The sequence below is a fragment of the Pseudomonas sp. HY2-MNA-CIBAN-0224 genome, from assembly GCF_040310285.1.
GTDB lineage: Bacteria > Pseudomonadota > Gammaproteobacteria > Pseudomonadales > Pseudomonadaceae > Aquipseudomonas > Aquipseudomonas helleri.
In genome coordinates this window covers 39,868-64,809 of the sequence record NZ_JBEOPQ010000004.1, presented here as the reverse complement: position 1 = coordinate 64,809, position 24,942 = coordinate 39,868, and the positions used below count along the sequence as shown (strand labels likewise).

Below are 24,942 nucleotides of genomic sequence, written 5' to 3'. Positions count from 1 at the left end.
ATTTTCAGGAGAGCTGCGATGCCTAAAAGCCCAAGCCATTTACGCTTATGTGTGGTGAATGTGGTTGGAAGAAAACGGTGGCACCCCGGAGTGATGCGCTGGGACCGGGGGAGTGGTTCAAGCAGTGCTCGAAGTGCGGGAACGAGTCGTTGAAGATGCGCGATGCAGGGTGGGTTGAGCGGACGTTGGCAGAGTTGCTTCTGCATCGCTAAGTGCATTTTCCAGTGAAGTCTGGGTGAGTTCGCACTATGGCAGAAGGCCATTTTGGCGCGAGACCATAGGCACTTTGCCGGGTATCATTCCTTTCTTTTTGTCACCCTTGCTGACCCCCCAAGGACACTCTGCCATGAGCCAATCAAACGGATTTTCTATGTCGAACCTCTCCGAGCCACTGCTTAACAACGAAAACGAGCACGAGCGTCAAGCAGATCTGTTGAGTCAAGTCGCATTCGCTGACTCGGGTAGTGCGCCCAAGGCTGTCGAGGTCATCTGGAACTTCATTCGTTCCTACGACCAGCATCGCCATGAGATGCCACTGGATCAGTGGCTCACGCATGAATTCAACAAGTATCCTCATTTGTGGGAAAACAACGCCGAAGTCAAAAGTGTCGCGCGCACGCTCATCGACTCGATCACGCGTACCAATCGGCATAAAGAGTCGTTGCAACGACACCTCGATAAGGGGAAAAGTACGGCTAACTGGCTAGCCAAGGAGCTGGAGCAGGACGCTCAGGACAATCCCGATCTGAATTTGGACAAGTACGCCGGACAAGTACAGGGCATGCTGGAGTCGGCCAACATATCGCTGACGCAGACACTCAAGCCGGATATGCGCCACACTACGGTACCTACCGATGTCGCCATTGGCGGTATGACAGGCGCTACGGAAAAACAACCGACTATCTGGGACGAAAACTCCCGTCTGGCCATTGCCAAGGATATCAACAACCAGGCGTTACTCAATGCGGCCTTGAATGCTTCCTGCCACGGAGCCCGCATCCTTGGGCAGCGCACTTGGAACTGGATGCGTGGTCATGAAAACGCACCGACCAGTGTGGCCCTACAGGAATTTTTCAACAGTTCGCTAAAGTCGGCCCAGCATATCGGTGCGCAGGTTGCCGTTTCCGGTGGCGTGGTGGTTGCAGCCAAAAGCGGTTGGCTAAGCTGTTTCCGCGATACGCCAGCCGAGGTGATCGCGACTACTACCTATACCGGCCTGGAGCGTGCCAAGGCGCTGTATAAACTGGGGCAGGGCGACATCCTTGCCGACACCGCAATCAATGCCATCGAGCAGACAACCATGGTGGCCGCTCGCTCGCTGGCGCAAGCAGTAGAACAGAAAGGTACCCAGCTTGGCGCCAGATGGGGAGCTGCGTTAGGTTCAGTTTTTGGGCCTGGAGGTACGGCTGTTGGTGGCCTTGTTGGCGGCTTTGCGGGTCGTCTAGCAGGAAAGGCGGTGGGCACGCTCATCGAAAAGGGGGGCAGGAAGATTGTCGAGGTTGCCAGCAAGGTGGTCCGCAAAGTGACTGAGAGCATAAAAGAGGCCACCGTCGCTGTAGTGGATGGCTTCAAAAGTTTCGTTAGTGGTCTGTTTAGCTGAGAGCTCGCAATGAAAAGCAAAAAGAATTTCGAAGTAAAGCTGGAAGAGCATTTCCTGGCTGGAGCTCCCGCCATCTATATCCAGTCCGCAGAAGAGACCCGTGTCGATCAGTTGCTGGTCCGACTTCAGGATAAACTCGGACTCAAGCGTATCCATGAGTGGAACCTTGGGCATGGCTGGGTCGACTTCGATAACAAACAACCATTGAGCAACCTCGAGTCCGGCAAAACCGAGCTGGAACATGCGCTGTTAGCACTGTTGGACGCGGATCTGGAACAGTCACTGATCTTGATCAAGGGCGCTCGGCTCGCCTTGGAACACAACACGCTCGCCATCGCCCGCCTCAAGCAGTTGCTGAACCTGATCGAACGTCATCACGCTGGCGAGTGCTCGGTCATTCTGGTTTCTGAGGCGGTGTGTATCCCCGCCTCGATCGAAGCCCAGGTTACCTTGCTTTCCTTGCCGCTGCCCGACCGCAAGGAAATCAAGGCCATGTTGGTTCAGACAGAGAACAATGGGCAATTGACCGTGCCCGACAATTTGAACGATCTGGCAATTTCTGGATTGAGTGGCTTGACCGCTAGCGAAATCGGGCAGTTGCTGAGGATGGTGGGCCGGCAGACTAGAACGTTGGATAAAAAGACGTTGCAAACCATTCTCCACGAGAAGGAGCAAATCATTGCCAAGAGTGGTGTGCTGGAGATGGTCAGCGTCGACGTAGAGTTGAGCGATATTGGTGGCCTGGAGAACCTGAAACATTGGCTGGAACAGCGCTCTACCATTATCCGTCGACTGGATGAGGCGACCCAACAGGGCGTTAAGGCGCCCAAGGGTGTGCTGATCGCCGGTATGCCTGGCTGCGGGAAATCACTGACAGCCAAGGTCGCCGCGAGTCTGTTTCAGCTTCCCCTGTTACGTCTGGATATCGGCTCGCTACTTGGCAAGTATGTTGGCGAAAGCGAGCACAACATGCGCCGCGCACTGAGCATGGCTGAGACCGTTAGCCCCTGCATTCTCTGGGTGGATGAGCTGGAAAAGGCTTTTGTCGGCATGGGTGGTGGTAATGCCTCGGAAGTGACCGCGCGCCTGCTGGGCTATTTCCTGACCTGGATGCAGGAAAAGACCGGTGCGGTTTTTGTCATAGCCACCGCCAACGACATCAGCGCACTGCCGCCGGAGCTGCTGCGCAAGGGTCGTTTCGACGAAATCTTCTATGTTGGCTTTCCCAACGCCGTGGAGCGGGAAAAAATCCTGAGTATTCACCTGGGCAAGTCGCGCCAGACGGTTGCTGAACTGGAGATGTTGAAGCTCGTAAAGCTGTGTCGTGATTACTGCGGTGCTGACATCGAGAATGCGGTCAATGAAGCCTTGGCTAATGCCTTCATTAACGGCAGCGCATTGACTCAGAAACTGCTGGAAGACGCGATCCAGTCCACCATCCCACTGCGCGAAACCCTGCGCGATCAGGTCGGCAAGTACGAAGAGTTATTCGAAAAACTCAAGTTGCGTCCGGCTTCTGAGTATCAGGGACTCAGTGTGGCACAGATGATCAAGTTGGCTGCCGACCCTAACCATGTGAAGCGTGAGGAGGTCGCGAGCAATCCTGATTGCCCGGACGATCAATTGGAAAAGCTCGCCATGGATCCCCAGCGTAGCGTCATCAAAGCGGTTTACGAAAACCCGCGCTGCCCGGAACGCCTACTGTCCATTCGTATCAACGTACCCAAGGACAGCCCTCAGTACGATCTCGAACTGCTCGAATTGGCCTGCCTGAATGGGAACGCGCCAGAAGATTTGCTAGTTCGCCAGATTGATGATGGCACCATTGACTCGAAGCTACGCACCAAGCTTGCAACTCAGGCGAAAGGCGTGACGCTGCAGCAGAAGCTGGCAACGGATAGCGAGGCAGCGGTCCGTCGAACTCTTTCCATAAGGAAGGATTTGAACGAAGCGCTCCAAACGACACTCGCTAACGACAGTGATGTGGTTGTGCGACAGAACCTGGCAAACAACAGAACACTATCCGACGGTGCCGCTGAGCAGTTGGTAGAGGATAAGCACGCCGAAGTAAGAGCCGCGCTGGCTGGCAACCCGATACTGAGTGAAACCCTGCTGCTCAAACTGGTCTTGGATAAAGAGGTTTCGGTTGGTGCCGCTCTGATCTCAAACCCCTCGCTTGCAAGCAGTGTAAAATCTCAAATCCTTGAGAATGGCGCAAGCAGCATCAAGCAGGCATTCGCCAGGCGTCCAGAGTTGACAGAGAGCGAGCAGTTACTGCTTTTGGAAAATGCTGATACGGCGTTGAAAATAATCCTTACCGTACATCAAAAACTTTCGAAGGAGGTGCAGGTGAGGCTCGCCAACGATCCGGAGCAGAGTGTAAGAATTAATCTGGCCAACAACCCTGGTTTGACAAAAGAAATTCAGGAGGTTCTGATGGAAGGCGGCGATTACGGAGTTAGGCAGGCTTTGCTGCGGAATCCTGGGTTGCTTTTGGATAAAATTAAATTAAAGCCGAAATCTATTATTGAGCATATGATGGAACACAATAATAATTTAGGTTTAAGTATCAGTAGTCGCCGACGATAACTTCTTCGTCAATGGTGGGTTGATTTGAGTGTTGGGCATTGTTCCGGGCTTTCGGTGGAATGCTCGGATGCTGTAGAAGCTGGTGGTGCGGAAGACGATGCTGACCACCGTGATCGTCGAGGATCACCGCATTCAGTCACCCGCAGGGTTCGCACGCATCGCCATGTTTAACGGAAAAGGGTCTAGTGAGGAGCAGGGTGATGAGTTCATGCCCTCGACACTGCAGTGAGATGGTTTGGTCATCGATGATGGGATGCTCATTGCAGTGATGACTGAAACCTTTTCAATTAAGCAGTTGGTGGATTTAGTCTGTAACCCTTGGATTAGTAAGTGTCTCAAGGTATTCGCCTAGTAGGCGCCATGCGGTAGTCATTTCGGCTGTATAGCTGTGGCGCTGGTAGATCCGCTTCACTTTATTGTCTTCAGTGTGATTCAGGCAGCGCTCAGCCACTTCAGGTATCACTCCCAGTGCGGTCATTAGCGTTGCACCTGTGCGACGAAGGTCATGAGGGGTCCATTTGCCACCAGGAAGCAGCAGGTTTTGAGCTTTAGCACTACGTCGGCTCATTGTTCCTTGCTCAGGTTGGCGTTGACGGTCGCCCAGCTGTTTGGTAACGGTCTTGGAGCAGACTGGACCGCTGTTATCGGTATTTGGGTAGCACCAAACCGAGCTGCTATTGATGTTCTGAACCCGTTCGAACTGACTTACAGCAAAGTTTGACAGGAAAACCATATGCGGTTTTCCATTCTTGCTGTGCTCAGCAGGAATTAGCCAAGTGCGCTGCTTGAGATCTACATGCTCCCAACGACTATTTAGTAGTTCACCGATGCGGCAGCAGGTAGAAAGTGCAATCCAGATTGCAGCTTCTGTCGTCATCAGAAGCCCTGCCTCTGGGGCTTTCTTCGCGAGGCTACGAATTTCATCATCAGTCAATACGCGGTCGCGTTCGACGTCTTTACCGCCAATTTTTGCTTTTCGGATACTGGCACTGGGATCGTGCTCTATGAGGTCACGGTCCACTGCGAATCTGAACATCTGGCGCATCAAGGAGAAGGCTATTTTTGCAGCGCGGTTGACGCCTCTGGCAAGCATGGTATCGGTCACTTCTGTTATGTGGCCTTTTTTCACGTCCGCTACAGCGTATTGGCCTAGAAAGGGCAATACGTCTTTTTCAAACATTCGACGAACTTCTGCGCCGCCATCCTTTCGATTGATCAAATCGACCTTGGCCCAGTGTTCAAACAGTTCGACAACGCTCTTGCGGGAGGCCTGGCGGGCTAGCTCGGTTTCTGCAGTGGCTCTCTCCGCGTGTAACCGTGCTAGCTCGGCATTGCGGGCAGCGATACGTGCAGCCTCTTCGGACTCAAGGTGCTCACGGATGTTTTTGATGCCTGTTTTATGAAGGCTGGCCAATTCCATTGCTCTCTGTCGTGCATCCGAAAGAGTCATTGTGGCGGAATCATCCCCGGCACCATAAGTTCCGATTGGGAGAGCGTATCTCTTGCCTGTCTCATTGGTGTATTGGAAGTAGAAAAGGCGGTCACCCGATGGCGTGATGCGGGCCAGAAGTGATCCATGGCCCCAAATCGCGACTTCACTCATCCATTTATGAGTTTGGCCAGGCTTGGCCTTCATTGCCTTATCTGTAATGTTGGCCATGCGCTTGCTCTTGGTAGTTAATTGGTAGTGAATTGAGATGAGCTTTAGGGGGATGTTAGCGGATGCTAATGGACAGTGGTAGCGGGTAAAATCAATATTTTCAGGGTGTTATGGGGGGGCTTGGATCTTGCCGGACGTTGCTGGATTATAAGTTACCTTTATGGGGTGCTAGGGGTCGAGTGTTCGAATCACTCCGTCCCGACCATATTCTGTAAGGGAATCAAGGGTTTAGGCCTTTGATTCCCTTTCTCGTTTTTGCCTTGCGCAAAACTGGCGCAAAATGCGCGCAAAACTAACCGGTAATTTCGCTGATATTCAGGTCTGGTATCGCATCCGACCAGATCACATCGGCGTGGTCTTTCTGGTAGTTTTTGGTCATGGTCTCGCTGGCATGGCCCGCAATGGTTTGGCCATCTTTACCGGCTCTTTTGTACAGGTGCAGCGACAGCGCTCGCACTTCGTGGAAGCCCGGCATTTCCTCTTCTTTCCAATCCGCATAACAGCCAGCAAGTTCCCGCGCCTCTTTAAAAGAGCGCGTTAGAAAGCGTTCTTCAACCTTGGTCCAGTGCTCTTTGGTCTGCGCCTGCTTCTGCAGCAGTCGTTGCGGCTTGCGATGAATCAGGAAGGGTGAGGCGACGTTGTCTCTGCACCGGGTTATGACGGCCTGTAATTCGTCAGTTACTTTGAAACGAATCCATGCTGTATCGCTGGCCTTGGCCGTCTTCTTTTGTACCAGGTACAGGAACCCATCCCGAACGCCATCAAAGCGCATGTCCAGAATATCGGAGCGGCGTTGAGCGGTAATCAGCGCCAAGTCGATGGCATTGCGCAGCCAGGGCGGTGCCACCTCCCTGATCGCCTTTAGGCCTTCCACGGTATGGCGTTTGCGTTGCTTCTTCTCGATACGGTTGATGGTGCTCGATGCCGGGTTGTCCGGGCATAAGCCCTTGGACGCGGCATGATTGAAAATGTCCACCAGCAGAGCGCGACTTTGATTGGCGCTCCTTGGGGTCAGTGTGTCCAGTAACTCGGCAACCATGCGAATGGTTATTTGATCGACGGCTTTGCCTTCAAAATGCCTTCGGAAGCGTCTGAAGTGCACGGCGTACAGTCCGAGCGTACCCTTGGCCAGCTCGCGGGGAGGCAATATCTCGGCTTCGTATTTGTCCAGAAAACCTGCAAATGAGCCTGATGCATTGCCCATGACTGAGCGGACCAGATCGGCACCTTGCATAAAGGCCAGATTGAGCTGTTTTGCGGCATCTATTGCCCTAATTCGATCGGTGCCGAATTGAAACCACTTACCGTCGCTGGGGCGACGGTAACGGTAGGTCGAGCGTCGTGGATCAAAGTACAGGTTCTGCGGCAGGTGCTTGTTCGTACTATTGCGCGGCCGTGGAGCCATCAGGCAACTCCTTTCAACACCATAGCGACCAGGTCGTTGCCGTCAGCTATGTTCAGTGCGTTCCAGTCTACATACCAGAGCGAGCCTATCTGCTCACCCGGTAGCTTTCCGTTGCGGATGTAATTGCGGATGGCTTGTGAGCAGAGTGGTGTCCCGTTTTCGCCCCAGCGGTGACGTTGGTATTCGCTTATTTTGATGAGTTCTTTGCGTACTGTGGGGGGCATGCTTGTCTCCATACCGCTCTAAGGCGTTAGGTTTAGAGTAGGTTATGCGGCATCTGCCAGACTTTCGATTGTTCGCCATGGATCATTTGCCCGAGCCAGCGCCGCCATCGGTGGTGGGCTCACGCTGTTTCCACACATGTGTACCTGCTGGGTTTTGGTGAAGGTTTTGCCGTCAGATCCTTGGCTGATGTTGTAGTCGGGCGGGAAGCCTTGAGCCTTGTACAGTTCGGCCGGTTGCAGCATTCGCAGGCAGATGTCGACAATTACGTAAGGCAAGCCCTTGATGGTCACTGTTACCAGGGCCAAGCGGTCACGGGTGGTGATGGTCGGTGCAGGTGCTGCAAGGTCGCCCGCATCACTGCTGCCGTAGTAACTGATCAGGAATGCCGCTACTCGCAACGCACCGGCTTCAACCTCAGGTGACAGTTGAAGGTTGAATTCTCCATTCATCTTTTCCATGAGCACAGAAGAAATGCCGATGGCGTGCGCAGTACCGGCAGGGAGTTTGGAGTGCTCACCACCATTAACGGGCGCAATCTGCGGGCAGGCCATTGCAAACGAGCCTCCGCGAGGCCAAGAGGTCACGGTGCGCAGCGGCTCATCAGCAGACTGAACGCTTTCGCCTGACCAGTTCGCAATTGGCACGATAAAAGGGCTCGCGGTATTGAGTACAAACTTATGTATGCCCTTGGCCACTCGGCGCAGGGTGGCCGGGGCCAGGCTTTTTTTGCGACCAAAGATGCTATTGCTAGGGAGCGACCAGTCAATGCACTCGGCGGCGGTACGCCACTTCTGTTGCCCTTTAGCAGGCTTCTTTACGTGGGTTGGCTCGGGCCACACGATGGGCTGACCATCGCAACGAGCAATCATAAACAGCCGCTCCCGGCTGGTTGGAGCACCGAAGTCGCAAGCTTTGATCACGCGCCATTCGACGACATAGCCCAGGCGCTGCAACTCAGCTACAAAGACCTTCCAAGTCTGACCGCGACGTTTTGAGTTGGGTATGAGGAACTGCTCGCCGACCGGAATAACTTCACCCCGCTCTGCAACTTCGCCGTCCAGTTTGACGACGCGCCCAGTTGACTTGCAGCGTTTAGCCACTAGCGGGCCCCATTGCAGGATCTGTTTTACGTTTTCGAGACTTATCACCCGGGGTTGCTTCTTGCCTGCCCACTTGAGGCCGATCCACGACAAATTACGAATCTCTCGCTTGCGCGGCTGACCACCGGCTGCCTGACTGTGGTGTGTACAGTCCGGTGACATATGAAACCAGCCCACAGCGCGGCCATTGCACTCAGTGTCTGGGTCGCCTTCGAAGACGTCGGTGGTGAAGTGTTTAGCATGCGGGTGGTTGATCGAGTGCATGCTGATCGCGGCTGGGCTGTGATTTTTGGCGACTGTTACTGCGCGACCAAGGCCTATTTCCAGCCCTGTACCGGCGCCCCCACCTCCACAAAAGTAGTCGACAATAATTTCGTTATCTTGTCTGCTCAAGCCAAGACCGTACTGGGTTTTAAAATCCAGCGTCAGGTGCTTATACCCAACATCAGGCTGCGCTGAGGGGTGGTTTTTAGCGGTTAGAGTAGCTTCAAGTGTTTCTGCCTGACGCGGCTTAACGTGGGGTGTAGGTGCTTCGGCAGCGGCTGAGTGCTGGTCAAAGTTGCTCATGCTGCATCCCCCAGCACGATGGGTTCCAGTCGGTCTGCCATGCTCAAGGCGTTGTTGCGCAGGGCAAGTGCCTGTGTGGCCTGAGTGGGGGAGTTTTTGGCGCGGAAAGTCTCGGCAGCCAGTTTGAGCTTTTCGGCAATGGTCATCAGGTTTTGATAGTTATCTGGGCCCAGTTTTTGGCTGTCCAGTAGCTGCTTGAAGTGTTGGGCTAACTGTTTGTGATCGGCACGGATGAGGCTCAATGACGCCTCTAGTTCGCGGATGGTCTTTGCACTGATGGCATGTTCGATGTCTGTGCCTTCGATACGGCCATCGATTAAGCCTCCTCGGTAGCCGATCCAATAGAGCAGGGCGGTTGAGGTGATGATGCTGATCAATGCGCAGATCTGGATTGCAGTCATGTGGTGTGCTCCTGGTGCAGCGCTGGTGGTGGCAGCGCTGGGTTAGTTGTCGTTGTCGGTCGCTTCGCTGTTGGGTCGGGCCAGTTCCTCGTCCGCCTTGTACGCGCGAATGTCGATCAGTGCAGCGACGTGGCGGATGTGGGCGAATTTGGTCGCTTTACGGCTGTTGTCCAGTGTGGTGATGGGCAGCTGAATCCGGCCGCTGATGATCTCTGCGACAAAGGTTTGCTCATTGAGGTAGCGGAAGTACTGCTCCCGCAGCTTGGCGAGGGGGATCAGCACGTCGCCGAAGTTGCGGTACAGCAACTCGACGGTGGCCGCGTCCGGTGCTGGCATTAGCCGTAGCGGGTTTTGATGGGCTTCACTCATTTGTAGGCCTGCTCTGTTGTGATTGCTGACGTTTGGGGTGATTCCACGCATTCAGGCAATGGCGCTTGGTCAGTTCGCGTAAATGCTCGGGCACTTCAAGTAGCGCAGCATTGCGCTCTTCGCGTGTGGGCATGGCCACGATCTGCCGCGCGTATTCCCTAGGCCACGTCACGGTGGTCAGCCGGGATTGGGGGCAGTGCCAGCCCTAACTGTTCGGCCAGCCACACAAGGCCGGGTTGGCGTACCCGGGTTGATTGGCTGTATTGCATGCCGAGTTCGGCGTGGAACCAGTGGCTATCCTTGACCCGCAAGTACTCACGGTCCCGGACCGGGAAAGCAGGCAAGTTGCGGTCATTAAGCAGGCCTTTTATGCGCATCTGCTTGATGAGTTTTGGCCGTGTAATGCCCAAGCACGCGGCGGCTTTGGCGAGGGTGCGTTCCATACCACCTCCTAGGCCATGCGCATGGCGGCAGTTGCCGATGCGACCAAATGATTGAGCGCTTGCAGCAGGCGTTCAGCGCTGTGCTGGTCGTTGCCATAGGCGGTGAAGCACGCGGTTAGCGCGCATAGGTCGCTGGTGGTCAGAATCGCCGTGATACCGCTGCGGTTTCGCGTGCGGTGCACTGTCAGGTTGACGGGGGCATCCAGGCCAACTTCGAGCAGTAATGCACCGCCGTTGCGGACCAATTGGTGCAACTGGTGAAGCTGCTGATCATCGAGCAACTGGCCGCGCTCGACAGACTCGGCACTGATGCGAGGCACTGCTGGCTCGGCAGTGTCCATGTGGCTATTGACCGAGCATTCGATAAAGTCCGCGAGTACAAGATGCGTATAGCGGTCATTGTCGTACACCGTCAGGCTGTGCCTCTCGTCGTTCATCACGACAATCAGCAGTGTTTCGCCCGGGCTGCGCTCGACCTGGAGCTGGAAAGTCAACAGCTGGTTGGTATTCTGGCTGCGGCACGTGTGATTGAACGTGCCGTTTAAATTGACCTGCGCTGCCAGCAAATGAAGGGTTTTATCAGGCAATACAAAGCTGTTCATGCGGCATGCCCTCCATTGTTTGGGTCAAGCGGAGTCGTGCGATTGCCGCGTGGAACCAGCATGGGCTGGCGGTTCTGGAGGACGACCAAGCAGCCGGTGGTGGCTTGCAACTGCTCGATCAGTCGACGGTTACAGGCGCACGTCGGGTGGACGTGCAGGGTGGCCGTGGTGTGCATGGTGATGCCTCGCTCTGTGGTGGGAGAGCTGGCAAAATATCAACCATTAGTTGATTTTGTCAAATGCGTGGTGGACTTTTTTGAGGGGCGGCAATAGGCTATCATCAAGGTTTTTAATGAAAAAGGAATTTCCTTTGCCTGTAATATCTGAAGTGGAAGATGACGAAGAGTGTTTTTGGCGTCTGCCGCCTGATCAGCTTAAGAGTATTAAATTGAATTTAGATGAACGCTGCAAAGCAGCGAAAATCGATTTCAAGGTTGAATACGATGATGATGGCGACGGCGAATATATTTTTGCTTTGAACTCTGGCAGAGAAAAAAGAGTAGTATCTTTTTGGGATCAAAATGATCTAGCTCTGTTTGCTCAAATAGATTTTGAGAAATACATCTATCTTTCTGGGCTTCAGGCAATATGCAATTATGAAGATGGCACTATTGAAGCCATGGTAGAGACTGCGAGTGGCGGCCGCCCAAATCCAATTTTATACAAAAAATTTTTTGGAGTTTCTGTAAGAGATGCAAGAAAGCATGGCGCTAAATTAAGTGTTGAAACTGATGTCGGTAGCCCTGCAGTTGAATTAGGTATACCTACTGATGAATTTAAAGTGTTAGTTGGGTATGGTATTCCGAGTATTACAATAAAAATATCTAATTTAAATATTCGTCAGCACGACGAAGCTTTAAAGTATTTGATGACTATTGCAAGTTCTCTATTATTTCAGTTAGATATGGTGTCTGATACCCCTTTGGTCGTGAAGAAGGTTGGATTGGCACGCAAAAAAACTTCAAAGCTAGATAAGCTACCTGTTTTAGTTTTTCCTAAAATAGAATTCGACTCTGCGCCTCTATCTCTTTACTGGTATGGGAGAAGTGCTGTTGGAATGCCACTATTACAATATTTGGCTTTCTATCAGGTTATAGAGTTTTATTTTCCTCGTTATTCTCAGTCAGAGGCTCATCGAAAACTTAAAAGTTTATTGAAGGATCCTACATTTCGGTCGGAAAAAGATTCCGATGTTGCTAAGCTTTTAGATGCTATCCATGTGAGTAAGAGCGGTGCTTTTGGAGACGAGCGATCACAATTGCGTGCCGTATTAGATGAATGTACATATAGTGATGAGATTAGGGCTTTTATAACTTCTGATAGTGAGCGTTTAGCTTTTTTTAATGCCAAGTCGAAAGGGGCTTATCATAAAATAAATACTAACTCGGAAGATGTTGATCTGAGAGTGGATGTGTCGAGAAGAATATACGAAATTCGATGTAAGATTGTACATACGAAATCGGATTCGCGCGATGTTGAAGTCAAGATGTTGCTTCCGTTCTCTGCTGAAGCAGATCAACTACGGTTTGATATTGAGTTAATACAGTATGTGGCGCAGAGGGTTCTTATAGCAGGAGGAACACAGCTTGGTAAGCTGTAAATATTTTGCAGGTAAGGTTACTCAGGTATAAATGCCCCGATCAATTTTCCACAAATATAAGCATCGTCCGTGATATCAATGATTGGATATTGCGGATTGATGGCGCGTAAATAAAGTCTCCCTGCATCCGAAACGAGCACTTTGAAGGTCACTTCGTTACTACGCGGCACCCGTGCAACCACCCTATCCCCAATGCTTGCCTGCGCTTCTGGATCAACAAAAATGATGCACCCGGCTGGGTAGCTTCTGCCTGGACCCGGATTGGTCATTGAGTCGCCCAGCACTTTCAGTGCATAGCCGCTTGGGCTGATAGGTACAGGGCAAGGTAGCCACGCTTCTGCATCGTACAATTCGGCATTGTTGGTTCCCGCTTGTTGCCAAGAAATCAGCGGTACTTCACCGAACCGAGCAGGCATTCCTGCTATTTTGCTGTTTTTATCAACCGGGAGTTGTTGGAAGTTGTGTTCGCCGGTGCTTTCTTTAGGTAAAACACCATATTCCAGCCATTCACGCCGAACTTTAAGCCACTCAGACAGGGCCAGCATGCTGTCAGCTTCGGCCATAGCTTCACCTTTCAGCCACTTACTGATTGCCTGCGTGGTCTTATTCACGCCCCTGCTTTTTAGACGTTTCTGAATGTCCACACCTCGACCGTGGCTACGAATGCCAGCATCGTCAAGGGCTTCATGTAGGCGAGAGCTGAACTCTGCGCGTAAATCATTTTTATCAACCATAGGTTGAGACTCTCACAGGGCTTGCGCAAAAGTCAGTTGATGTTTAATATCAACCAATAATTGATAAATGGAGGTTGGCATGCTGAACCCTGCGGATTTTCCGAATGCCATTGCGTTCGCGTTTGAAGCTGTAGGTGGCATCGGCACCGCGGCCAAGGTTTGTGGGCGTAGCTATCAGGCGCTTAATAAGTGGCGTCAGGCCTCGTGTTTGCCACGGACCGACTACACCGGCGAAACCCGTTACGCAGAATTGCTGGCGACAGCTGCAATGAAAAAGGGTCATTCGTTTGAGGCTGCATGGTTGTTAGAGGTTTCTTCGCCGCATAAAACCGCAGCATAGACAGAAAAAAGGCGACCCGAAGGCCGCCCAGTTCCTCCCGGCGCACACCACCACAGTGTCGCCGGGTCGCGGTAAAGGTAGGCGGGCACACCACATGCTAAACCGCCTCTCTTTATCCGCGCTTTCCAAGGCTCGGAAGCCTTGGGGTTTGCTGCCATTTCCACCACAGATTTGGCAGCGGTTGCGCCAGAGGTGAACGACGGATCGTTTGCCTCGGCACGGTGCCGGTTTTGGTCTTGCGGACCGAGCCGGCGTTTGGGCCCTTTCAAGCCACGCGGCAAATGTACCACCACTGCACGCCGCGCGGCACTGGCAACATTCAAGGATTAATGCCATGAGCCGTATTGCTTTGAGCTGTATCCAGCGGGCGCGTCGGGAAATCCTGCCGCTCGATCTGGCGCTGTATCACGCTGCGCGTGACTATCCTGGTGGCGCAGCTGCCATTGCCGCCACCACCGGCCGCAACCCCTCAACTTTGCAACATAAGTTGTCACCGACCCATCCAAGCCACGCGGTGAACGTTCAAGAGTTCGCCGAGATCCTGGAACTGACCAAAGATCGCCGCATTCTCGATTCAGTCCACGCGTTGGTGGGGGATACGATTTGGCAGGATTTGGCAGAGGCCTACACCGATGACATGCCCGAGACGCTGACGACAGGCCTTGCGGCGTATTTTCGTCAGGTCGCGGATCTGGCCGACACCTGGGCCAAGAGCATTGGCGATGGTGTTGTCAGCGATAGCGAGCTGGCAGCCATTCACCTGCAGGTGTTTCGCGGGATTCAAGGGTTGTTGGGGCTGTACAACCGCGCCGGTTACGTTAACTCGACCACGCGAGGTGACGGCCGTGAGTGATTGCGTCGATTTTGCCAATGACCTGGTGCAGGAGCGTCTCGATACCGCACTGGCTGCGCGCAAGGCGCGGCCGGTGTTTGAGTCTTATGAGTTCTGTACGGATTGCGACGTGTCCATCCCCTTGGCACGCCGCTTGGCGGTTACCAACTGCACCCGTTGTACTGAGTGCGAACAATTAAATGAAGAAATAGGTACTCGCTATGCTCGCTGACGTTCTCGATCAATTCGCGGATCACGGGCTGGAGCCTTCACAGCCGCTGACGTTCGGCAAGTTGACCCGTTGCAAAACCACGCAGGACAAGGGCAAAGAAAAAAACGGCTGGTACGTGATTCATGAGTACCTCACTGCAAAAAACGAGACGCTGATTTTTGGCAGTTTCGGGGATTGGCGGGCAGGGGACACGCATAAGATCAAGGTTAAGCCCGGTCGTTTGAGCCAAGAGGAGCGCGATGTGATGCGCGCTCGCCAAGAAGAGGGCAAGCGCCGGGCCGCAGAGACGGCCGCTAATGCCGCGCGCCGTGCTGCCAACCGGGCTTCGGCCTTGTTTGAGCGCATGCCCGACAAAGGCCGCAGTGCTTATCTAGATCGCAAACAGATTGTGGGGCTCGGCGTACGTTTCGCGCCGCGCTCCGGCGCTGTTTTGGTGCCGATGAGCAATGCACGTGACCAGATTGTCGGTTTGCAGGTGATCTTCCCCGAGAAGCAGGAAAGTACTGGTCGCGACAAGTCTTACTGGCCGTACGGTATGTCCAAAGAGGGGGCTTTTCATTTGATTGGCCCGCATCCTGAACCGGGGGCGCCGGTGTTGGTGTGCGAAGGTTATGCCACCGGGGCAAGCTTGAACATGGCCACCTCGCTGACGGTGGCCATTGCGTTTGATGCGGGCAACTTGCTGGCTGTTTGCAAGCTGATGCGTGATCGCTTTGCCGGGTGCCCGTTGATCATTTGTCGCGACGACGATTGGAAAACCAAACGCCCGAGTGGCGAGCCTTGGAATCCCGGTGAGGAGAAGGGCAGTAACGCCGCGCTGGTGGTGGGCGGGCAGGTCGTTGGGCCGATTTTTTCGGGTGAACGAGAGATCAAGTGGACGGACTTCAACGATTTGCACTGTGCCGAGGGCTTGGATGCGCTGCGCCGCCAAGTGATGTCGGTGGTCAAGCCACCGGCCGCTGGAGGCTGGAAGAATCAGTTGGCCTGCACTGAAAGCGGCAGCTTGATTACGCACATGCAGAACGTAGAGCTGATCCTGGGCAACGATGAGCGATGGGGGCGGGTCATTAATTTTTGTGCGTTCAGCTCCAAGATCGTCAAGTTGCGCACACCGCCTTACGGTGGCGGGTCAGGCGAATGGGCCGACATCGATGACATTCGGGTGATGAAGTGGCTGGCCCAGCAGTACAACTTTCGGGTCAAGTCTTCGAGTGTGATCGAGGCCGTCAGCGTGGTGGCTCACGACAGTACTTTTCACCCGGTACGCAATTATTTGAATGGGCTGGTCTGGGACCGGGTACCGCGTCTCGACAGTTGGCTGACCACGGCGATGGGAGTGCCGCAAAGCGCGTACAGCGCCAAGGTGGGCAAGCGCTGGATGGTGTCGGCGGTGGCCAGGGTGATGCGTCCGGGCTGCAAGGCGGATGCGGTGATGATCCTTGAGGGCGGGCAGGGCGAGGGTAAATCCAGCGCCCTGCGCATTTTGGGCGGTGAGTGGTTTATGGACACGCCCTTTGTTCTCGGGGACAAGGACGGCTTTCAGGCGATTCGCGGCAAGTGGCTTATCGAGTTGGGCGAGCTGGACAGCTTCAACAAGGCTGAGAGTACCAAGGCTAAACAGTTCTTTTCGGCCTCGACCGATACCTATCGCGAGAGTTACGGGCGCAGAACAAATGACGTGCCACGCCAGTGTGTGTTCGTGGGGACGACCAATCAGGATGAATACCTCAAGGACGCCACGGGCAACCGGCGTTACTGGCCGGTGGCGTGTACGGTCATCGACCTGGATGTGTTGCGTGACATGCGTGACCAGCTCTGGGCTGAGGCAATGTTTTGTTTTGAGGCGGGTGATATCTGGTGGGTGACCAAGGATGAAGCCCCGATGTTCACTGAGGCCCAGGACGAGCGCTTTGTGGTGGATGAGTGGGAAGGGCCGATTCTGAATTGGCTGGAGGAGTCGCAGATCGGTGAGACGACTTCGGGCAGTGATGTGTTGGCCAACGCGCTCAAGCTCGACTTCGGGCATTGGGGCAAGCCGGAGCAAATGCGTGTGGGGGCGATCATGCACCGGCTCGGGTGGCGTCGGGTGCGGCTGCCTGCACTGGCTAAAAGCGGCAAACGCCCTTGGGCTTACAAAAAGCCGGAGCTATGGGGGCGGCACTCGGAATTGCAGGTGCACAAAGTCGAGGAGCCTTGCTTTGATTAGGCGCATCGATACGTTGCTCAAGCTGTGGGCCGAGGACTTGCACAGCTCTGTCGGTGCGCAAGGGACGACCAGCGCCAATATGATTGCCATGCTGATGGCGACCAAGGGCGAGCTGATTCGCGGTACGCGGGGCAGTCGGGTGTTGCTTGATGAGTCGGCGGACATTGAGTTGATCGTCAACAAGCACCTGCCAGCGCAGCTGTCGCAAGTGGTGAGGGAGCATTACTGCAATCAGGACAGTTTGCTGTCGCAGAAGATCACGCACTGTGGGTGTTGTCGTAAAACCTATTACGAGCGCTTGCATGAGGCCCATGAGTACCTCGCTCACCTTTTGCTCGGCAAGCAGGCCGCGTGAAGGTGACGTGCGTCTGTCTTATTTCACTGGCCTGCCTTGCCCCGCTACTTATCAGGGTGGTGGGTCAGGTGCAGGCCACGCCGTTATTGGGTTGTCCCACTGTCCTGCCTTTAGCCCCCCTGCGCCCATGTGAGCGTAGCGGGCAGCATTACGCGCGCTTCACGCGCACGCGTGTTTTTCTTTATCTCTCTTGCACGAGTAAAAGATAAAAGAGGTAGGACAGTGGGGCACAGTCTTTGATTTAGCTGTTCTCCCTTGTCCCGCTAATCTCATGAACAATGGGGCAGGGTAGACAAGGCCCCAAAAGCGATAGCCGGGGTGATGTATTCGCCGACATTCGCCGGGTATTCACAGGCCTAACCCACTTATTCGCCGATGGCATTAAATCTAGCTTGCTGCCAGTAAATTCCACCTGTAAAAAGTAGACATCTTCGATAGGTGCGACCGCAGAAAGCGGCAGGCATCTACCCACAAACCCGGCCCTTGCGCCGGGTTTTTGCGTTTATGGGCAGGTGTGGGCCGCAGGGGCGCTGTGGAAGGTTTTCAACTCGGCGTTCAAACGATCTCCGTGATGGTGACGGTCAGCGTGGCAGCAAAGTAACCACGCGCCTTTACCGCTTCGATCACTTCGTCTGTGTCGATTCCATTGGGCAATTTATCGGAGTCAGTATCGATATTGCGTTGGTGAATCAAACCCTCAAGAAATTTGGCACTTAGGGGCGCAAGCCCTTTGATGTCATTGCGATGCTCAACGATCAGAAGTTTCTCAAGCGCCTGATCGCGATAGATATCCAAAAGCATTTTTAAGTCCTTCCTGTTGAGGGCGCCGGGGTGGAGCCCCAGTCGATCTTGTTATCACGCTCGGTCGTTTTTCTGTATCACAGCTTTGTGTGCAATCAGTACAGGATGACCGGAGCTGCCGGCTTGCCTGTGCTGCGTAGTGTCAATCCCGGGCTTGCCATCCTGGCGAGTCTTTTGTCCGAAAAGGTGAGTCCATGAGCAAGTCTATGTTTTCTGTCTATCTTCCTGATCGTCCTTTGCCCATTCGCATTGAAGCTGACGGTTTTAAGTACTTCGGGTGTGAGCTGGTATTGGAGAAGGGGGAGGAAATTGTAGCCCGCTCGTCTGATCGAGGTTTCGTGGTTCGCTCTGACCTTGTGAGCTCAGCCAATGCGCTGGCTGAGCCGCTGTCAGTGAGCGAACTGGTCACGGGCACTAAACCCAATCTTGCGCCGGTTTGGCCTTTTATCGCCGGTGTGGCCCTGAGTGCTCTCTGTGCCGTTATAGCTCTGCAGGCCAAGCTCTAAGGCCAAGTCTGAAGCGTCAGTTATCTAATTCATTCACTCCCGGCGGGGAGGGCATCGACATGCTTAGGCCAGTAACAGGAGCGGCAATGACTACAGAACAACAAGCGCTGGCAGACATGCCGGTCTGGCTGGTGATCGTGTTATCCCTGATCGGTGGCGTGTCCGGTGAGATGTGGCGCGCAGATAAAGAGGGCATGCGGGGCTGGTCCCTGGTACGGCGCTTGGTCTTGCGCTCGGGGGCCTGTGTGGTTTGCGGGTTGTCCACGATGATGTTGCTGCACGTCAACGGCGTGTCGATCTGGGCAGCCTCGGCCGTTGGCTGCCTCACGGCCATGGCCGGTGCCGATGTTGCCATTGGGCTTTATGAGCGCTGGGCGGCCAAGCGGTTGGGCGTTTGCGAAGCGCCACCCCCAACTGACCGGCCTGAATAACCCCAGTGCTTTCAAACCCCACCGGGGACCCTGGGGAATATCTACCGGTACGGGGCAGGAAACCCGCGGGAAAGCGTTAGCGGACAGTTCACCAGCTTAGTGAACTGGGGTGAACAGGTGAACCCCGCACATATTAGGTGAACAGGACATCCCATCATGACGGTTATCAGCAAGACCGAGTTTGCAGCCCGGCGTGGCTGGTCAAAATCTTATGTTTCCAAACTGGCTAGTCAGGATCGACTGGTCCTGACGGCCGATGACAAGATCGATCTGGAAGCCACTGAAGCGTTGCTGGCCAAGTCGGCGGACCCAAGCAAAGCGGCCGTTGCGGCTCGGCATCAAAAGGAACGGATTCAGCGCGACGTTCATACCCAACTGTCGCCCGAGGTCGAGCCGACTTCCACGGCTGCGCCGCAGCCCGTTATTAGCCCGGCAGGCAAGCTTCCCGATTTTCAAAAGGCTCGCGCCCACCGCGAGTATTACCTGGCCCAATTGGCCGAGGCCGAGTTCTACAAGGTTCAAGGCTCACAAGTGGAGTTGGAAGCAGTCAAAACGGCTGCTTTCAACGCGGGACGACTGCTGCGCGACCAACTGCTGGGGATGCCACCACAACTGGCCCCCGAGCTGGCGAGCATGACCGATCCTTGGGAAATAGAACGTCGCCTGACCGCCGCCATTCGCGCGTCGCTTGAAGACGCTGAGCGCATGTCTTCGGCTGATCTGGTTCAGGCCCTCAACAACAAGAGCTAACCCATGCACACGGTAATCCCGAACGGTGCTGAGGTGTACCGCGAGGCGTATTTCCGAGGGCTGCGGCCTGACCCGTCGCTGTGGGTCGACCAGTGGGCCGATGAGTACATGCGTATTCCGCGTGACACCGGCGCCGCTGAGCCAGGCCAGTACCGCACTTCACGCACACCTTATGCCCGCGAGCCGATGCGTTGTTTGTCACCGGCTCACCCCTGCAAACGCGTGGTCACAATGGTGGCCTCGCAATTGATGAAAACCCAGATCGCGCTCAACTGGATCGGCGGCCTGATCCACATGGTGCCGTCCAACATCCTCACCTTGCTGCCCAGCCTCAGTCTGGCCAAGCGGGTGTCGTCGCGCATCAGTAAGACCATCAAGGCCACGCCCGTGCTGCGTGAGCGGGTGGCGGCGAACCGTTCGCGGGACACACGGAACACCATGGACACCAAAGAATTCGAGGGCGGCTCGCTGTACGTCACCACAGCAGGCTCAGCGGCCAACCTGTCTGAACTGTCGGCACGTTACGTTTACGGCGATGAAATAGACCGCTGGGAAGTGGACGTCGGCGAGGAGGGCGACCCCATCGAGTTGGCCGAAACCCGGGGCAGCACCTTCGGCCGCAATGCCAAATTCTATTTCTCCAGCTCGCCGACGATCAAGGGCGCGTCGCGCATCGCCGACCTGTTTGAAACCAGCGACCAGCGTTACTACTACGTGCCATGCCCAAGCTGTGGCCACATGCAGACGCTGGAGTGGGAAAACCTGCACTACTCAGCCAACTGCAACGTGGTGCACTACCAATGCGCCGGGGCGGATTGTGATGTCCTGATCGAAGAACACCACAAAGGCCAGATGCTAGCCCGCGGCGAATGGCGGGCGCATGCACCAGGTGATGGCGAAACCATCGGGTTTCACCTCAATGCGCTGTATTCCCCGCTCGGCTGGATGGACTGGCGTTCGCTGGCCAAGCAATTTGTGAAAGCCAGGAAGGCGCAGAAACGCGGCGACCTAGAACCCATGCAAGTGTTTTACAACACTCGATTGGCAAGGGTTTGGGACAGCGCCCAAGAGCAAACCAAAGCCGAAGTGCTGAGAGACCGCGCACGCCTTGAGCCTTACGGTCTCGGCGCAATGGTCGCTAGCGTGCTGATGCTCACCGCTTCGGTCGACGTGCAGGCCAACCGGCTGGAATTGATGGTGATGGGCTGGGGCGTGGGCATGGAACGTTGGGTCATCGACTTTCAGGTGATCTGGGGTGACCCGGCGGAAGACCGCACTTGGGTCGTACTCGATGACCTGCTCAAGGTGCGCTACCCACATCCGTGTGGTGTCAGCCTTGGCGTTCTGGCCACTGCCGTTGACTCAGGTGGTCATCACACCGACGAGGTGTACCAGTTCTGCCGTGTGCGTCGGTGGCGTAATGTTTTTGCTGTCAAAGGCGCGAGCAAGCCGGGTAAGCCGGTGATTGCTCAGCGCCCCTCCATGGTCGACGTGACATGGAAAGGGCAAACCGAACGCAACGGCGCCGAACTGTGGTTTGTCGGGACCGACACCGCCAAAGACTGGATCTATAACCGCTACCCGTTTGAGGACGGCCCGGGTGCGCTGCACTTTGCCAACGACTTGCCGGACGAATTCTTCGACCAATGCGTGGCCGAGCGCAAAGTCGCCCGCTACGTCAAAGGCCACAAGAAAATCGAATGGGTCAAAGGCAAGGCCGACCGCAACGAAGCCCTCGACCTGATGGTGTACAACCTGGCAATGGCCCATTACTTGGGCCTCAACCGCTACAAAGAACACGACTGGCAGCGAGTACGGCAAGCGCTGGCGCAGGCCGGGCTATTCGATGAAAAACCGGTCAAGGGTGAACGCATCACCACCCCGGTTGCTACACCCCAGCCACAACCTGAACCAGCACAAACCATTGTTGCTCAACCACAACCCACCGCACGCCCCCCACAACGTCGCAGTTCCACAAGCGGCTACCTCAAGAGACGCTGACCTATGTCCTTCACCCAAAAGCACCTCGACGCGGTTGAGGCGGCTATCGCGCGTGGCGAGAAAACCGTGCGCTACGCCGACCGCACTGTGGAATACCGCACGGTCGACGAGTTGCTCACGGCCCGCGACCGGATCCGCAATTCACTGGCGGCTGCATCCGGGCCACGTTCAAAAGTGCTACGGCTCTCACACGGGGGCAAGGGACTCTAATGGCGCGCCACTACCCGACACTCACCCGTAGCGGCTTCTTGCTACCGTCGAACATCAAGGCCAGTTACGAAGGCGCCGGGGAGGGCCGTCGTTCAGCCAGCTGGGACGCGCCCGATGTGGGCATCAACAGCCTCAACACACCGGCCTTGCGCAACCTGCGCGCCCGTTCGCGGGCCGCAGTGCGCAACGACCCGTACGCCTTCAATGTCATCGACAAGCGCGTCAGCAACCTGATCGGCACCGGCATCAGCCCTCGGCCAAAAACCGAAGACGATGCCCTGCGCAAACGGGAGCAAGAGCTGTGGGATGACTGGGTCGAAGAGTCCGATGCAGATGGCCTGACAGACTTTTACGGGCAGCAGGCCCTGATCGCCCGCACCGTCGAGACCGCCGGTGAATGCTTTGTGCGCCTGCGTCCGCGCAGTCTGGATGACAATCTGGCCGTGCCGTTGCAGCTCCAGGTGCTGGCGCCCGAGTTTGTGCCCCATGACAAATTTGAACCCGCCAAAAACGGCAACAGCATCCGTGCCGGCATCGAGTTCAACCCGGCTCACCAGCGCGTGGCGTATCACATGTACCGCGTTCACCCCCGCGATGCCTCGTCACTGAACGCGGGCTACAACCCGTTGGTGCGGATCCCGGCAGAACAAGTGCTGCATATTTTTGAACCGGTCGAACCCGGCCAGTTACGCGGGGTGCCGCGCCTGGCGCCGGTGCTTAAGCGCTTGCGCAGCTTGGACAACTACGACGACGCGGTGCTTTTTCGCCAAGAGGTCGCCAACCTGTTTGCCGGGTTTATCTCCCGGCCGCCCCCCGAGGGCAGGCAAGTCGCGTTGGACCCGGTGACCGGCCAGCCGTTTACCGAAGACCGCGACGGCTTCACGCCGATGGTGGCGCTGGAACCCGGCACCATGCAGGAGCTGGGGCCGGGCGAAGAGGTGGAGTTCTCCAAACCGCCGGACGCGGGCAACAACTACCCCGACTTTATGCGTCAGCAACTCATGGCCGCAGCGGCCGGTACCGGCACGCCTTACGAGATCCTCAGTGGCGACATGCGCGAGGTCAACGACCGGGCGCTGCGGGTGGTGCTCAACGAGTTTCGCCGCCGCTTGGAGCAACTGCAATTTGGCGTCTACGTGCACCAGCTTTGCCGCCCGGTTCGTGCCGCGTGGATGGACATGGCCGTGCTGGCCGGTCGCTTGCACCTGGACGACTACGCACAACGGCGCCGCGAATACCTGCGCACCCGCTGGGTACCGCAAGGCTGGGCCTACATCCAGCCGGTGCAAGACATTCAGGCGCGCATGATGGAAGTCAACGCGGGCTTTAACTCACGCAGCGAAATGGTCCTGCGACAGGGCTATGACGCCGAAACCGTCGACACCGAAAACGCCGCCGATCAGGCCCGTGCTCGCAAGCTTGGCCTAAACTACAAAACGCTCGTCGAGCTGCCAGAAGAGCTCGACGACAAGGAGAAACCATGAACAGGCTGCGCATCTTCAACAAGGCTGGCGACCCACCGGCCACGCAAAACAAGCATTGGTACAGCGTGCAAGCCAGCGGCGAGGCCGAGGACCGCAGTATCGAGGTCTACATCTACGGCGAGATCGGTACCTGGGGCATCACCGCCGCTCAGTTTGTACGTGACCTCGCGGCGCTGGATGACGGCGTGTCGCCGGTCGTGGTGGCATTCAATAGCATCGGCGGTGACCTGTTTGACGGCTTGGCCATACACAACGCGCTGTCGCGGCTGGGCGAGCGATGCACCGGGCGAGTGGATGCCCTGGCAGCTAGCGCGGCCAGTGTCGCCGTGTGCGGCGCGCACAGAGTGGTGATCGCCTCCAACGCCATGTTGATGATCCACAACCCGTGGACGTATGCGGCGGGCGATGCTGAAGACTTACGCAAGGTGGCCACCGCACTGGACCAAGCGATGGAGGCCATCATCGCGGCCTACAAAGCCAAGGCGCCGGACATCGACGAGGTCGAGCTGCGGCGTTTGGTTGATGCCGAAACGTGGCTCACCGCCAACGAAGCGGTAGACCTAGGGCTGGCTGACGAAGTGGGAGATGGCGTTACCGTCAAAGCCTGTTTGGGGCAGGGCGGTGCGTTGCAGCGCTACCAGCACGCGCCGCAGGCATTGCTGGCGCAACTGGATGAGCCGACAGAGCCGGAACCTACCCCGGAACCGGCCAAGCCAGTGCCCGAACAGCCGCTCGTTGCCGACTCGGCCAAGTTGGCCGTGCTGATCACCCAAAGCTGCAACGCGGCCGGGATCAGCAACCTGATCGAATCGCTGATCAGCAGCACACAACTGGCCGACGAAGCCACGGTCAATGCGGCTCTGACCAATGCCAAGTCCGTGCGCGATCTGTGTGTGGCGGCGCGCTTGCCTGAATGCACTCAAGAGTTTGTGTCGGCCGGTCTGGATGCGGCAGCAGTGCGCGGTCGGCTGTTTGACAAGCTGGTCAGAGGCGGCGGTTTTGAGATCGACAACAGCCTGCCCATCAATGATGACCCGGTATCACCCCTACAGGCCAAACAACCCGACCCACCCTCGATCTGGGCTGCTCGCCAGTCAGTGCAGGGCGGTAGACCTCAAACCCCGAAGGGAGCTAAAGCATGACTATCCAACACGAACAACAGCATGCGGGCGAGTTTCTCTTGTCCGAGGCGGCGGGCAACCTTTCCCGCGAAGCCATCAACGTCGTCGCGGGAGCAGCGCTGGAGCCGGGCCAGATCCTGGGCTTGGTGACCGCCACCGCAGAATTTTCCCCCTACAACCCGACCGCCGAAGACGGCAGCGAAAACCCGGTGGCCATCCTGTACGGCCCGCTCGGCGAGTCGGATGTGGTCCGTCGTGGTCGTGCCGTGGTGCGTTTGGCCGAAGTCAGCGAAGTGCATTTGACCGGGCTGGATCCGGCCGCTGAAAAGGCCTTGGCCGAGCACTTTCTGATCGTTCGCTAAGCCCTTCATACCCCGC

General features: G+C 55.9%; 28 protein-coding genes. 17 read left to right on the top strand and 11 right to left on the bottom strand.

Translation table 11 applies throughout. The annotated features are described in order from the left end of the window. Positions 1-346: 346 nt before the first annotated feature. From AAEZ03_RS04270 to AAEZ03_RS04260, 3 genes are all read left to right on the top strand, one after another. Entirely contained in the window at positions 347-1,600 is a 1,254-nt protein-coding gene (locus AAEZ03_RS04270; RefSeq protein ID WP_350576365.1) for a glycine zipper family protein, read from the top strand. Positions 1,601-1,609: 9 nt separating this feature from the next. Further along, positions 1,610-4,189, top strand: a complete 2,580-nt coding sequence (locus AAEZ03_RS04265; protein WP_350576362.1) for an AAA family ATPase — start codon at positions 1,610-1,612, stop codon at positions 4,187-4,189. A 97-nt stretch (positions 4,190-4,286) separates the two neighbouring features. Further along, on the top strand, positions 4,287-4,418 hold the full coding sequence (locus tag AAEZ03_RS04260; protein ID WP_350576359.1) for a hypothetical protein: 132 nt from the start codon (positions 4,287-4,289) through the stop codon (positions 4,416-4,418). A 75-nt stretch (positions 4,419-4,493) separates the two neighbouring features. Here AAEZ03_RS04260 and AAEZ03_RS04255 read toward each other — a convergent pair whose 3' ends face one another. The 9 genes from AAEZ03_RS04255 to AAEZ03_RS04215 form a co-directional block, all read right to left on the bottom strand. Then, positions 4,494-5,849 (bottom strand): tyrosine-type recombinase/integrase, encoded by a 1,356-nt coding sequence (locus AAEZ03_RS04255; protein WP_350576356.1) that lies wholly within the window; start codon positions 5,847-5,849, stop codon positions 4,494-4,496. A gap of 292 nt (positions 5,850-6,141) precedes the next feature. Next, positions 6,142-7,254: a phage integrase Arm DNA-binding domain-containing protein gene (locus AAEZ03_RS04250; RefSeq protein ID WP_350576353.1), complete on the bottom strand. Its 1,113-nt coding sequence runs from the start codon at positions 7,252-7,254 to the stop codon at positions 6,142-6,144. Next, the gene (locus AAEZ03_RS04245; protein WP_350576350.1) at positions 7,254-7,478 is read right to left on the bottom strand and encodes a hypothetical protein; all 225 of its coding nucleotides are present in this window, start codon (positions 7,476-7,478) and stop codon (positions 7,254-7,256) included. The genes AAEZ03_RS04250 and AAEZ03_RS04245 overlap by 1 nt, the downstream gene beginning before the upstream one ends. 42 nt (positions 7,479-7,520) lie before the next feature. Continuing rightward, on the bottom strand, positions 7,521-9,146 hold the full coding sequence (locus tag AAEZ03_RS04240) for a DNA cytosine methyltransferase (protein ID WP_350576347.1): 1,626 nt from the start codon (positions 9,144-9,146) through the stop codon (positions 7,521-7,523). Beyond that, the gene (locus AAEZ03_RS04235; protein ID WP_350576345.1) at positions 9,143-9,547 is read right to left on the bottom strand and encodes a hypothetical protein; all 405 of its coding nucleotides are present in this window, start codon (positions 9,545-9,547) and stop codon (positions 9,143-9,145) included. The genes AAEZ03_RS04240 and AAEZ03_RS04235 overlap by 4 nt, the downstream gene beginning before the upstream one ends. A gap of 42 nt (positions 9,548-9,589) precedes the next feature. Further along, positions 9,590-9,916, bottom strand: coding sequence for a pyocin activator PrtN family protein (locus AAEZ03_RS04230; protein ID WP_350576342.1), 327 nt, complete (start codon positions 9,914-9,916; stop codon positions 9,590-9,592). A gap of 158 nt (positions 9,917-10,074) precedes the next feature. After that, complete coding sequence (locus AAEZ03_RS04225; protein ID WP_350576340.1) at positions 10,075-10,359, bottom strand: phage antirepressor KilAC domain-containing protein; 285 nt, start codon at positions 10,357-10,359, stop codon at positions 10,075-10,077. A gap of 8 nt (positions 10,360-10,367) precedes the next feature. After that, a complete protein-coding gene (locus AAEZ03_RS04220; RefSeq protein WP_350576338.1) occupies positions 10,368-10,961 on the bottom strand; it encodes a hypothetical protein in 594 nt (197 codons plus the stop codon). After that, positions 10,958-11,137, bottom strand: a complete 180-nt coding sequence (locus tag AAEZ03_RS04215; protein WP_350576337.1) for a hypothetical protein — start codon at positions 11,135-11,137, stop codon at positions 10,958-10,960. The genes AAEZ03_RS04220 and AAEZ03_RS04215 overlap by 4 nt, the downstream gene beginning before the upstream one ends. A 116-nt stretch (positions 11,138-11,253) precedes the next feature. Here AAEZ03_RS04215 and AAEZ03_RS04210 point away from each other — a divergent pair, with 116 nt between their 5' ends. Next, on the top strand, positions 11,254-12,561 hold the full coding sequence (locus AAEZ03_RS04210; RefSeq protein ID WP_350576334.1) for a hypothetical protein: 1,308 nt from the start codon (positions 11,254-11,256) through the stop codon (positions 12,559-12,561). A 17-nt stretch (positions 12,562-12,578) separates the two neighbouring features. Here the strand turns inward: AAEZ03_RS04210 and AAEZ03_RS04205 are convergent, their stop codons facing one another. Next, complete coding sequence (locus tag AAEZ03_RS04205) at positions 12,579-13,295, bottom strand: LexA family protein (RefSeq protein ID WP_350576331.1); 717 nt, start codon at positions 13,293-13,295, stop codon at positions 12,579-12,581. Between the two features lie 79 nt (positions 13,296-13,374). Between AAEZ03_RS04205 and AAEZ03_RS04200 the strand changes: the two genes are divergently transcribed. The 5 genes from AAEZ03_RS04200 (at position 13,375) to AAEZ03_RS04180 (ending at position 17,260) form a co-directional block, all read left to right on the top strand. Further along, positions 13,375-13,635, top strand: a complete 261-nt coding sequence (locus AAEZ03_RS04200) for a hypothetical protein (RefSeq protein WP_278939444.1) — start codon at positions 13,375-13,377, stop codon at positions 13,633-13,635. Between the two features lie 334 nt (positions 13,636-13,969). After that, positions 13,970-14,488, top strand: coding sequence for a phage regulatory CII family protein (locus AAEZ03_RS04195; protein WP_278939443.1), 519 nt, complete (start codon positions 13,970-13,972; stop codon positions 14,486-14,488). After that, positions 14,481-14,699, top strand: a complete 219-nt coding sequence (locus AAEZ03_RS04190; RefSeq protein WP_350576328.1) for a TraR/DksA C4-type zinc finger protein — start codon at positions 14,481-14,483, stop codon at positions 14,697-14,699. The genes AAEZ03_RS04195 and AAEZ03_RS04190 overlap by 8 nt, the downstream gene beginning before the upstream one ends. Beyond that, positions 14,689-16,905, top strand: coding sequence for a VapE domain-containing protein (locus tag AAEZ03_RS04185; protein ID WP_350576326.1), 2,217 nt, complete (start codon positions 14,689-14,691; stop codon positions 16,903-16,905). Before AAEZ03_RS04190 ends, AAEZ03_RS04185 begins: the two co-directional genes overlap by 11 nt. Continuing rightward, on the top strand, positions 16,898-17,260 hold the full coding sequence (locus AAEZ03_RS04180; protein WP_350576323.1) for a PA0613 family protein: 363 nt from the start codon (positions 16,898-16,900) through the stop codon (positions 17,258-17,260). The genes AAEZ03_RS04185 and AAEZ03_RS04180 overlap by 8 nt, the downstream gene beginning before the upstream one ends. A gap of 555 nt (positions 17,261-17,815) precedes the next feature. On the opposite strand, the gene AAEZ03_RS04175 is transcribed toward AAEZ03_RS04180, so the two are convergent. Next, positions 17,816-18,061 (bottom strand): hypothetical protein, encoded by a 246-nt coding sequence (locus tag AAEZ03_RS04175; protein WP_350576321.1) that lies wholly within the window; start codon positions 18,059-18,061, stop codon positions 17,816-17,818. A 194-nt stretch (positions 18,062-18,255) separates the two neighbouring features. On the opposite strand from AAEZ03_RS04175, the gene AAEZ03_RS04170 reads away from it, so the two are divergent. The 8 genes from AAEZ03_RS04170 to AAEZ03_RS04135 all read left to right on the top strand — a co-directional run bounded on the left by AAEZ03_RS04170 (position 18,256) and on the right by AAEZ03_RS04135 (position 24,926). Next, positions 18,256-18,567, top strand: coding sequence for a hypothetical protein (locus AAEZ03_RS04170; protein ID WP_350576319.1), 312 nt, complete (start codon positions 18,256-18,258; stop codon positions 18,565-18,567). An 86-nt stretch (positions 18,568-18,653) separates the two neighbouring features. Beyond that, entirely contained in the window at positions 18,654-18,998 is a 345-nt protein-coding gene (locus tag AAEZ03_RS04165) for a phage holin family protein (protein ID WP_153338325.1), read from the top strand. Positions 18,999-19,154: 156 nt separating this feature from the next. Continuing rightward, the gene (locus AAEZ03_RS04160; RefSeq protein WP_350576316.1) at positions 19,155-19,748 is read left to right on the top strand and encodes a terminase small subunit; all 594 of its coding nucleotides are present in this window, start codon (positions 19,155-19,157) and stop codon (positions 19,746-19,748) included. A 3-nt stretch (positions 19,749-19,751) separates the two neighbouring features. Next, positions 19,752-21,749 carry a phage terminase large subunit family protein gene (locus tag AAEZ03_RS04155; RefSeq protein WP_350576313.1) on the top strand — a complete coding sequence of 666 codons (1,998 nt, stop codon included), beginning with the start codon at positions 19,752-19,754 and terminating at the stop codon, positions 21,747-21,749. A 3-nt stretch (positions 21,750-21,752) separates the two neighbouring features. Then, positions 21,753-21,959 carry a phage head-tail joining protein gene (locus AAEZ03_RS04150; protein ID WP_153338328.1) on the top strand — a complete coding sequence of 69 codons (207 nt, stop codon included), beginning with the start codon at positions 21,753-21,755 and terminating at the stop codon, positions 21,957-21,959. Further along, positions 21,959-23,443 carry a phage portal protein gene (locus tag AAEZ03_RS04145; RefSeq protein WP_350576310.1) on the top strand — a complete coding sequence of 495 codons (1,485 nt, stop codon included), beginning with the start codon at positions 21,959-21,961 and terminating at the stop codon, positions 23,441-23,443. Before AAEZ03_RS04150 ends, AAEZ03_RS04145 begins: the two co-directional genes overlap by 1 nt. After that, complete coding sequence (locus tag AAEZ03_RS04140) at positions 23,440-24,585, top strand: head maturation protease, ClpP-related (RefSeq protein ID WP_350576307.1); 1,146 nt, start codon at positions 23,440-23,442, stop codon at positions 24,583-24,585. Before AAEZ03_RS04145 ends, AAEZ03_RS04140 begins: the two co-directional genes overlap by 4 nt. After that, positions 24,582-24,926, top strand: a complete 345-nt coding sequence (locus AAEZ03_RS04135; protein WP_350576304.1) for a head decoration protein — start codon at positions 24,582-24,584, stop codon at positions 24,924-24,926. Before AAEZ03_RS04140 ends, AAEZ03_RS04135 begins: the two co-directional genes overlap by 4 nt. Positions 24,927-24,942: the final 16 nt, after the last annotated feature.